At 75.0% G+C, this 5,008-nt stretch carries 7 protein-coding genes; all 7 read right to left on the bottom strand.

Features of this window, described 5'->3' with window-relative positions; genetic code table 11:
• A partial coding sequence (gene tatB, locus HMPREF0731_RS01485; RefSeq protein WP_007002218.1) for a Sec-independent protein translocase protein TatB occupies window positions 1–409 on the bottom strand: 409 nt, incomplete at its 3' end.
• 98 nt (window positions 410–507) lie between these two features.
• Window positions 508–1,551, bottom strand: coding sequence for an ABC transporter ATP-binding protein (locus HMPREF0731_RS01480; protein ID WP_007002217.1), 1,044 nt, complete (start codon window positions 1,549–1,551; stop codon window positions 508–510).
• Entirely contained in the window at window positions 1,548–2,210 is a 663-nt protein-coding gene (gene scpB / locus HMPREF0731_RS01475; RefSeq protein WP_007002216.1) for an SMC-Scp complex subunit ScpB, read from the bottom strand. The genes HMPREF0731_RS01480 and scpB overlap by 4 nt, the downstream gene beginning before the upstream one ends.
• Window positions 2,194–2,973, bottom strand: a complete 780-nt coding sequence (locus HMPREF0731_RS01470; RefSeq protein WP_007002215.1) for a segregation and condensation protein A — start codon at window positions 2,971–2,973, stop codon at window positions 2,194–2,196. The genes scpB and HMPREF0731_RS01470 overlap by 17 nt, the downstream gene beginning before the upstream one ends.
• On the bottom strand, window positions 2,970–3,671 hold the full coding sequence (locus HMPREF0731_RS01465; RefSeq protein WP_007002214.1) for a site-2 protease family protein: 702 nt from the start codon (window positions 3,669–3,671) through the stop codon (window positions 2,970–2,972). Before HMPREF0731_RS01465 ends, HMPREF0731_RS01470 begins: the two co-directional genes overlap by 4 nt.
• Window positions 3,668–4,672 (bottom strand): beta-N-acetylhexosaminidase, encoded by a 1,005-nt coding sequence (nagZ, locus tag HMPREF0731_RS01460; protein WP_007002213.1) that lies wholly within the window; start codon window positions 4,670–4,672, stop codon window positions 3,668–3,670. The genes HMPREF0731_RS01465 and nagZ overlap by 4 nt, the downstream gene beginning before the upstream one ends.
• 12 nt (window positions 4,673–4,684) lie before the next feature.
• The coding region (locus tag HMPREF0731_RS01455) for an SPOR domain-containing protein (RefSeq protein WP_245538218.1) at window positions 4,685–5,008 on the bottom strand (324 nt) is incomplete at its 5' end.

The following is a 5,008-nucleotide window of genomic DNA, read 5'->3' as shown; positions in this document are numbered from 1 at the left end:
CGGCGGCGGCGGGCGGTGGCGCGGGCGGCCCGGCCTCGGCACCGGTGTTGGCATCGCCGGACGCGGCGGCATCACCGGCGGGGGCGGTGCCGTTCCCCGGCTTCCAGGCATTGTCGCGCAGCGGATCGTCGTTGAAGGTGCGGCGGATCTCACCATCCTGGTCCAGGTGGCGCTCGATCGTGCCCTTCACGTCGAAATTGCGGATGTCGCGGATCTGGTCCCGCACATCCTCGAGCTTCGCCTCGCGCACCAGCTCATCGGCGTGGCCCTGGAACTCGGAGGCCATGCGGCGCAGCTTCTGCACGCCCTTGGCCACCGTCCGGATCGCGTCCGGCAAATCCTTCGGCCCGATGACGACAATGGCCACCACGGCGATCAGGGCAATTTCGGACCAGGCGAAATCTAACATGTGCTTCCCATCTCCCCGAGGCGGGGGCCGCTTCCGTTAGCAGGAACCGGCGGCAGCGCCAATCTGGCGCGGCCATGCGCGGACCCGCGGCTGCTTATCTAGGGGCTCGCGCCGGAAAACACGAAGGCACGTTCCGGATCCATGGCCAAACCGACATGGTCGCCGCGCGCCAGCCTGGGGCCGGGCGGCAGCCGGGCATGCAGGTGCAACGCCGTGCCATCCGGCAGCGGCGCCTGCAGATGCACCAGGAAATGCGCGCCCAGCAGCCGGCAGGCCTGCACCTCGGCCGCCAGCCCCTCGCCCGGCGGCAGCAGGCGCAGCCCCTCGGGGCGCAGCAGCAGCTCGGCCGGGCCGTCGGGCAGGGCGGCGGGGGCGGAGCCCAGCGCCGTCTCCGCCACCCCGCCGGCGATTCGCGCCGGCAGGGTGTTCACCTCGCCCAGGAAGGTGGCGACGAAGCGGCTGGCCGGCCGGAGGTAGAGCGCTTCCGGCGTGCCCAGCTGCTCGACCCGGCCGCCGCGCATCAGCGCGATGCGGTCGGCCATGAACATCGCCTCCTCGGCGTCATGCGTCACGATCAGGGTCGCGATGCCGGCCGATTGCAGCACATGCAGCGTGTCGTCGCGCACCCGCTCGCGCAGCCTCGCGTCGAGGCTGGCGAAGGCCTCGTCCAGCAGCAGCACGGCCGGGCGTGGCGCCAGGGCGCGGGCCAGCGCCACGCGCTGCTGCTGCCCGCCCGAGAGCATGTGCGGATAGGCCGCCGCGTGGCCGGCCAGGCCCACGCGGCCCAGCGCCTCGGCCACCAGCGCGGCGCGCTCGGCCCGGCTGCCCTGGCGCAGGCCGAAGCCGACATTGCCGGCCACCGTCAGATGCGGGAACAGCGCGTAGTCCTGGAAGACGAAGCCGGCGCGGCGGCCCTCGGGCGGCACCTCCCGCCCCTTCTCGGCCACCATCTGGCCGCCGATCAGGATGCGGCCCTGCTGCACCGCCTCCAGCCCGGCGGCGAGGCGCAGCAGCGTCGTCTTGCCATCGCCGGAGGGGCCGAGCAGGCAGAGGATCTCGCCCGGCTCCACCGCCAGGTCGACGCCGCGCAGCACGGCGCGGCTGCCATAGGCGTGGTGGATGCCCTCCAGCACCAGGCTCATGCGGCGCCCCTCGCGGCGGCGAGCGCCAGCGCCGGCGCGGCCTCGCCGGCCAGCAGCTCCTCGCGCCGCGGCAGGTCGGACAGCTCGCGCAGGCCGAACTGCTCCAGGAAGCGCGGCGTGGTGCCCCAGAGCATCGGGCGGCCGGGCACCTCGCGCCGGCCGCGCGGGGCGATCAGCCCGGTCTCCAGCAGCGCCTCCAGCGTCGCCTGGGACAGGCTGGTGCCGCGGATCTCCTCGATCTCCGGCCGGGTCACCGGCTGGTGGTAGGCGATGATGGCCAGCGCCTCCATCGCCACGCGCGGCAGGCGGCGCGGCGTCTCCACCACCCGCGTCAGCAGCGGCGCCAGGTCCGGGGCGGTGCGGAAGGCGTAGCCGCCGGCCACCTCGGTCAGCTCGACGCCGCGCCCGGCATAGCGGGCGGCGAGCAGGGTCATCACCGCATCGGCGCGCAGCCCCTCGGGCAGCAGCGCCTGCAGCCGCGCCAGCGGCACCGGGCGGTCGGCGGCGAAGACCAGCGCCTCGGCCAGGCGCAGCGCGTGTTCCAGTGGCGCGATGCCGGCCGGGTCGCGGCGCTGCGGCGGCTCAGGCCCTGCCCCGTCCTGCTGCGCCGGGATCGCGCCCGGCGCGGTGTCCGCCGCCGGCTCAGGCTGCGACGTCATGCTTCACCTCCTCGGCCGCCTCGGTCTCGCGGCGGCGCAGCAGGATCGGGCCGAAGGCCGCCTCCTGCCGCAGCTCGATGCCGCCGCCGCGCGCCATCTCCAGCCCGGCGATCAGCGTGGCCGCCAGGGCGGCGCGGCGCTCCACCGGGTCCTGCAAGCTCTCCGGCAGGAAGCGTTGCAGCTCGCCCCAATCGGGCAGGCTGCCGACCAGGCGCTGCAGACGGTCCAGCGCCTCCTGCACGGTCCAGAGCCGGCGCGGTTTCGGGCGGTAGGGGCGCTTCGCCTGGGACCGGCGCAGCGCCTCGACATAGGCGCGCAGCAGCCCGGGCAGGTCGGCGTTCAGCCCGCCCGGCTCCTGCCGCACCAGGCTCTCCGGCGCGCCGCGCGCCAGCACCTCCTGCCCCAGCTGCGGGCGGGTGCCGAGCCAGCGGGCGGCCTCGCGCATGCGCTCCAGCTCGGCCAGGCGCTCGGCCAGCTGGCCGGCCAGCGCCTCGGCGTCCTGCTCCTCCTCCGGATCCTCGGGCAGCAGCAGGCGGGATTTCAGCCAGGCCAGCCAGGCGGCCATCACCAGCCAATCGGCGGCGAGTTCCAGCCGCACCCGGCGGGCACCCTCGATCACCGCCAGATACTGGTCGACCAGCGCCAGGATCGAGATGCGGGCGATGTCCACCTTCTGCGCCCGCGCCAGCTCCAGCAGCAGGTCGAGCGGGCCCTCATAGACCTCCAGGCTGACATGCAGAGTCTCGGGCGCGGCGGTGCTCATCCGCCATGTCCCGAGAGCAGCAGGATCAGCCGGAAGCCCGGGCCAGTGGCGAAGCCGACCAGCCAGCCGATCGGGTCCAGCGTGTCGGAGATCCGCGGCAGCACGAAGATCAGCAGCATGACGATGACAAGGCCCGCCGGCTCCAGCCGCGCCAGCGGCAGGGCCAGGCGGTAGGGCAGCAGCCCCACCAGGATGCGCCCGCCATCCAGCGGCGGGATCGGCAGCAGGTTGAACAGGCCGAGCAGCAGGTTGGCCAGCATCGAGAGGATGATGAAGCGCATCATCCAGCTGGTGACGTCGGGCGGCAGCAGATGCCCCCATTCCTGCACCGGATGCGCCAGCATGGCGGCGCACCAGGCCAGGAAGACATTCATCGCCGGCCCGGCGGCCGCCACCAGCACCATGCCGTAGCGCGGGTTGCGCAGCTGCCGCAGATCGACCGGCACCGGCTTGGCCCAGCCGAACATCGCCTCCACCCGGCCGATCGCCAGCAGCTGCACCGCCAGCAGGATGGCCGGCAGCAGCAGCGTGCCGACGGGATCGACGTGGCGCAGCGGGTTCAGGCTCAGCCGCCCGGCGCGCTGCGCCGTGTCGTCGCCCAGGCCGAGCGCCGCATAGCCATGCGCCGCCTCGTGCAGGGTGATGGCGAGGACCGTGGCGAGGATCGCGGCGGCCAGCTCCGGCAGCCACTCGGTCACGCGGCGTCCTGCATCAGCGCGTCGCGCTTGGCTGCCAGCGCCAGCGGGTCGGGCAGGCTCAGCGCCGCCTGGCGCTGCGTGGCGTCGCGGGCGGTGGCGATGCGGCGCTGCGCGGCGTCCGAGAGCGGCGGCACGGCGCCGAGCACCGCCGCGCTGTCCTCCAGCACGCCGCTGCAATGCAGGGCGATGTCGCAGCCGGCGGCCAGACAGGCCGTGGCCCGCTCGGCCGGGCTGCCGGAGAGCGCCTGCATCGCCAGGTCGTCGGAGAGCAGCAGCCCGCCGAAGCCGATCTCGCCGCGGATGATGCCGTCGATGATGGCGGGCGAGAGGGTGGCCGGGCGCGCGGGGTCCAGCGCTTCGAACAGGAGATGCGCGGTCATGCCCCAGGCGCCGCTGCCCGCCAGCGCGCGGAACGGCGCCCAGTCGGCCCGCAGCGCCTCGCGCCCGGCGGCCACGCGGGGCAGTTCCAGATGGCTGTCCACCATGGCGCGGCCATGGCCGGGCATGTGCTTGACCACCGGGATGGTACCGGCGCGCTGCAGCCCGGCGACCCAGGCGGCGCCGAGCCGCGCGACCTCGGCGGGCTCCGCCGAGAAGCCGCGATCGCCCACCACGGAGTGCGCGCCGGGCAGACGCAGATCGAGCACGGGGGCGCAGACCACGTCGAGCCCGACGGACGCGCATTCGAGGCCGAGCAGCGTGGCATTGGCCTCCGCCGCCTCTTCCGGCAGGCGCTCGAAGCGCGCGGCGGGCTCGAAGCGCGGCCAGTGCGGCGGGCGCAGCCGGGCGACGCGGCCGCCCTCCTGGTCCACCAGCACCGGGGCGGCCTCGCCCAGCACGTCGCGGATGGCGGCGGTCAGGCGCCGCAGCTGCGCCGGGTCCTGCACGTTGCGGGCGAAGAGAATGGCCCCGAAGGGCCTGGCTTGGCGCAGCAGCGCCGCCTCCTCAGCCAGCAGCTCGGGGCCGGAGAGGCCGATGATGGCGGCGCGCGGCGTGACCATGGACAAGCCCTCTCAGCCCCCCAGCACGGCGCAGGCGCCGCCACGGGACTTCACCGCCTCGCACAGCGCGCCGGCACTGCCGGCATCCTCGACGCCCAGGCGCAGCCGCCACATGGTTGGCCGCCCTTCGCGCTCGAAGCGGGTGATCTGCGGCGAGCGGCCCTGCAGCTCCGGCACGCGGCGGGTCAGCCGGTCCCATTCGGCGCGGGCGCCGGCTTCCGAATCGAGGGCGCCGAGCTGCACCGTGACGGAACCGGCGCGCACCGGGGCGCTGTTGACCGGGGCGCTGGTGACCGGGGCGGGCCCGGCCGGGGCGGCGGGCGGGGTGGCGGTGCG

Source organism: Pseudoroseomonas cervicalis ATCC 49957 (assembly GCF_000164635.1).
Classification (GTDB): Bacteria; Pseudomonadota; Alphaproteobacteria; order Acetobacterales; family Acetobacteraceae; genus Pseudoroseomonas; species Pseudoroseomonas cervicalis.
This window is presented reverse-complemented; position numbering and strand designations above follow the sequence as displayed.